This is a genomic window from Zarconia sp., assembly GCF_057467645.1.
Genome location: NZ_JBRJXU010000131.1, coordinates 1 through 4315 on the forward strand (window position 1 = coordinate 1; position 4315 = coordinate 4315).

Annotated in this window: 4 protein-coding genes; 1 reads left to right on the forward strand and 3 read right to left on the reverse strand. The window is 52.4% G+C overall.

All coding sequences use genetic code 11. The annotated features are described in order from the left end of the window. On the forward strand, window positions 1-430 hold a 430-nt coding region (locus AC2215_RS20175), incomplete at its 5' end, for a dihydropteroate synthase (protein ID WP_486811804.1). A gap of 276 nt (window positions 431-706) precedes the next feature. On the opposite strand, the gene AC2215_RS20180 is transcribed toward AC2215_RS20175, so the two are convergent. The 3 genes from AC2215_RS20180 to AC2215_RS20190 all read right to left on the reverse strand — a co-directional run. Further along, on the reverse strand, window positions 707-1543 hold the full coding sequence (locus AC2215_RS20180; protein ID WP_486811805.1) for an SPFH domain-containing protein: 837 nt from the start codon (window positions 1541-1543) through the stop codon (window positions 707-709). Between the two features lie 85 nt (window positions 1544-1628). Next, window positions 1629-3764: a protein kinase domain-containing protein gene (locus AC2215_RS20185; RefSeq protein WP_486811806.1), complete on the reverse strand. Its 2136-nt coding sequence runs from the start codon at window positions 3762-3764 to the stop codon at window positions 1629-1631. Window positions 3765-3877: 113 nt separating this feature from the next. Then, the coding region (locus tag AC2215_RS20190; protein ID WP_486811807.1) for a hypothetical protein at window positions 3878-4315 on the reverse strand (438 nt) is incomplete at its 5' end.

Genomic DNA, 4315 nt, shown 5'->3' on the forward strand with positions numbered 1-4315 from the left:
TATCTTAATGCACATGCGGGGTACGCCCCAAACCATGCAAACCCTGACGGATTACGAGGATGTGATGGGAGAAATCTGCCAGGTTCTCCAACGTCAGGCAGAGGCTGGCATCGCAGTGGGTATCGCGCGAGGGAATATTATCCTCGATCCGGGCATCGGTTTCGCCAAAACCTACGAGCAAAACTTGATAATTCTGCGCAACTTATCGAAACTGCGCGCTCTGGGATACCCGCTGTTGGTGGGAGTTTCTCGAAAAAGCTTTATCGGTCGCATTCTCGATCGAGACGATCCCAAAGGGCGAGTGTGGGGCACCGGTGCTGCCTGTTCGGCGGCGATCGCCCATGGGGCAGATATCCTGCGAGTTCACGACGTTCCTCAGATGTACGATATCTGCCGCGTCAGCGATGGGATTTTTCGGGGAGAGGGTTAATGGTTTGGCGTTTAGAAAAATTTAATCGATCGAAACGTCAAACCATGATTTCAAAAAGATGTGCCAATTTCGATCTCGTTGCGAGACCTCGATCCTCACAAGATCGGTGATGATTTTCGTCTGCTCGATCGAATTTTAATCTTTTCTCAACTCCAACAAATTGGAGGGAGCTGAAATCGAAACAGTGCCCTCAAGATTGGGGAAGAAGGTGCAGGGTTTGAGATAACCTTTCCTCCTTCCCCTCGAACCGTCGCTTTTCATGAGTGCGATCGGGTTCTAGTTTTTCCCTAAATTCGGGCTGGTTTTGGGTCCGCCAGAGACTTTAGGCATGGATGCTAAATCGCCTCCCATGACCGGTTCTAGAGCTTCGTTAATGGCTTTCGGGTCCATGAAGACGATCTTGGCATTGTCACTTTCGCTAAGTTTCTGCACGGCTTCCACGTAGCGATCGGTCAGCAAGAAATGTAACATTTCCTGACTCGTGGGCGGTGTATCTTCCGAAGCCAGAGCGCGGGCGATCGCTCGCAAATATTCCCCGGTACCTTCTGCTTGCAGAATTTCCGCGCGTTTTTCAATTTCAGCGGCCCGTTCCTGTTCCATCGACTCGATCACCGTTGCCGAGGGCAGGAGATTTTGCACGTCAACGCGGGTAATTTTCACCCCCCATCCTTCGGTTTCCTCATCGAGATGGCGCAATAATTCCTTGTTGATTTCGTCGCGGGAGGAAACGGCTTGGTCGAGTTCCCGACGACCGATTGCTGCGCCCAAGGCAGTGGTGACGCGGTTTTTAATGGCTTCTTGAACGTTATCGACGGTGTAATAGGCATCTCTGAGTTCCAAGATTTTCCAGTACACCACTGTCTTCACTTTTAGGGCGACGTTATCTCGGGTAAGGGCTTGTTGCTCGTCTACCTCCAAGAACTGCTCGCGCACCGTATCTTCCCACACGATGGTGTCGAGAATTGGAGCGACCCAGTTAATGCCCGGATCGAGGGTTTTTTGATATTTTCCCAATCGTTCGACCAAAGCCTGATTGCTTTGATTGATAATTTTGACCCCGCCAGCAACGTAGCCTGTTGCTAACAAAATGAATGCAGCCAACATGGATTCCATAGGTCTTTTCCTTTTTTCCTAAGTCGTTGGAAAGAGCGAGAGCGATCGGCGCGAGTTCGGTGCGATCGCCTTTGGATCGGGTCGCTCAATCGGGCAACCGCCAAATTTTAATCGTTCGATCGTGAGAACCACTGACAATCGTCCCATCAGAACGAACGGCAAGGTCTTCGATCCAGCTATCGCCACCCCGTAGAGTCCGCAGGCTTTCTCCCGTGTCCGCTCGCCAAACTTCAATGGCATCTGCGGCACTGACGACCGACTGACCGTCAGGACTAAAAACCACTGCCCTCACCCAGCTCCGATGGCCGATGAAAGAATGCAGCCGTTTGCCCGTTTCGAGATCCCAGACACTCGACGTATTGTCGCTGCTGGCGCTCGCGAGAAGTTTGCCGTCGGGGCTAATGGCGATATCCCGAACTCCACCGATGTGACCGGTTAGGGTTCTCATTAGGATACCCCGATCGAGATCCCAAACTTTGATGGTTTTATCGTCGCTGGCACTGACGAGAATGCGATCGTCGGGAGAAATCGCCACGGCATTCACTGCCCCGCTATGACCCGAGAGGGTCGCGAAGCGCACTCCACTTGCAATATCCCACAGCTGAATCGTTCGATCTGCGCTGCCGCTTGCGAGCATTTTACCATCGCTGCTAAAAGCAAGGGCGTTGACCGTACCGTCGTGTCCGGTCAAGGTCAAGCGACGGATGCCCGAATCGACGTTCCAGAGGCGGATGGTTTTATCGGCACTGCCACTGGCAAGGATTTGACCGGTGGGATCGATTTTGAGGGCCTCGATCCAGTTATTATGAGCGGCGAGGATTTTGGGATCTTCTCCCGAGTCGAGATTCCAGAGTCGAATCGTGCCGAAACTCCCGCTGGCGAGCATCTTACCGTTCGGACTCGCCGCAATGGATTTGACTTCCCCTTCCTGGTTGAGGGTTTTGCGCAAAAACCAACTGCTTGGTAAATTCGCCACCACGCGAATGGGATTGATGGGAAACGCACTGTAGCGCCAGTAGCCGTAAGCTTGAGTGGCGACGAGTCCCACCAGCAAACCGCCAATTGCAAAGGGTTTAATCGACTCGAAAGCTGAAGACTGAATCGGAGCGCGCATCCGATCGAGCCATCGCTCGCCCCAACTTTGGGAGCGAAATCCCGAAGCACCCGATCTCAATCCCGAAGCACCCGTCCCAAAGCCCGAATTGGCACCGGGAAACCCGGAGATATCCATTCTCCGGCTGCCCGTGACCGACGAACCCGTTCCACCCGTGTAGCGCGCGCCGGTGCCTCGGATTACTCTATCCCGAGAGACCTTATCGAGCATCGGCTCGACTTCCGCGAGGGACTTTAAAATCATCTGGGCGTGTTGGGGTCGATTGCCCGGAAACGGTGCCATCATGTAATCGATCACATCGGCGAGTCCGTCGGGAATTTGGGGGGCACTATCGCGCCAAATCAATTTACCCGTACGCGGATGCTCGGGAAATTCCGTGGGTCGCTTGCCCGTGAGCAAGTACACGAACGTCCGACCCAGGGCGTAGAAATCCGATTGAGGCACCGCCTTACCGTTGATTTGTTCTGGGGGAGTGTATCCGGCAGAAATAATCTCGGTAACGTTTTGTCCGCCGCCGACTTTGTTGAGATAAGTTCCCGTCACTTCCCGCGCCGTGCCAAAATCGATCAGCGCCAACTGCCCCTGAGGACGGCGCATGATGTTGTGGGGTTTAATATCCCGGTGGAAATAGTGCTGTTGGTGAACTTGTTCTAAAATTTCCACCAACTGCTTGAGCCATTCAACTGCTTGAGCCCGATCGATCGGTTCGTTGCGCCGCATTCGCAGCCATTCCATTAAGTTTAGCCCGTCAATTTTTTCCATCACCAGGCAATGCACCGGCTCTTTGCTATCCTTGGGCCAAAACACGAAATAGCCATTTTCTCGCACTTTGGGAATGCCTGGATGGTTAAGGCGACACAAAACCTTTGCTTCTTGTTTGAACAAAGAAACGGCTTTGGGATGGTTTTTGTAGAGAACCTTAAGAACTTTTAATTCACCGCTCTCTTCCACCTCGAAGGTTTTTCCAAAGCCACCGCTGCCAAGCATTTTGACAGCACGATAGCGACCGTTTAGAAGCAAGTCCGAACCGCAGTGAGGACAGTTGCGTTCTTTAGGATTGGGTTGGTTAGAAGGATCGGGACATTTGGGGTTGAGGCAATAACTCACGGATCGTGGCTCACCCAGCGCGCGGCTATGATTTCACTTTTACTATAGCTCGAACCTACCTCCCTCGGTATAGGTAGTAACGCCACTCATTTGGGAATAACTTCTAAGAAATTTCATTCCGATTGCGTATTTTTCCCGAGTGCCCGCGCGGCTTCTCCCTCGAACCAGGTAATAACTTGGGGGACGCTCAACTGTTCGATCTCCACTTCCGCATCCCGCGCGGCTTGTTGGAGAGGGCGCATCGAAGACAGAATCAAGTGGGTAAAGAAGCTGGCAAAACTTGAATCGAGATCGATTTGCCCTTGTCGGGTGAGATCGCTCGCGATCCAAGTGCCGATTTCTTCGGGGGTAATCGAATCGATCGGTTTTCGAGTTTCTCGAGCAATGCGATCGAGCGATCGTAAAGCGTAAATCGCCAATCGCGTTGCAAATTTTTCCTGAGAAGACATTAGTGATGCATCCACTTGTACGGCTTCTTCTGGGGTCAATAAATCGGCAGGAAGTTGAGGCAAATTGGTCATATGAATTGTTGGGGGAATGGGGAATGGGGA

What these genes read in the sequence shown, in the direction of transcription:
- AC2215_RS20180 (WP_486811805.1), bottom strand. Translation starts at nt 1,543, where the DNA reads ATGGAATCCATGTTGGCTGCATTCATTTTGTTAGCAACAGGCTACGTT.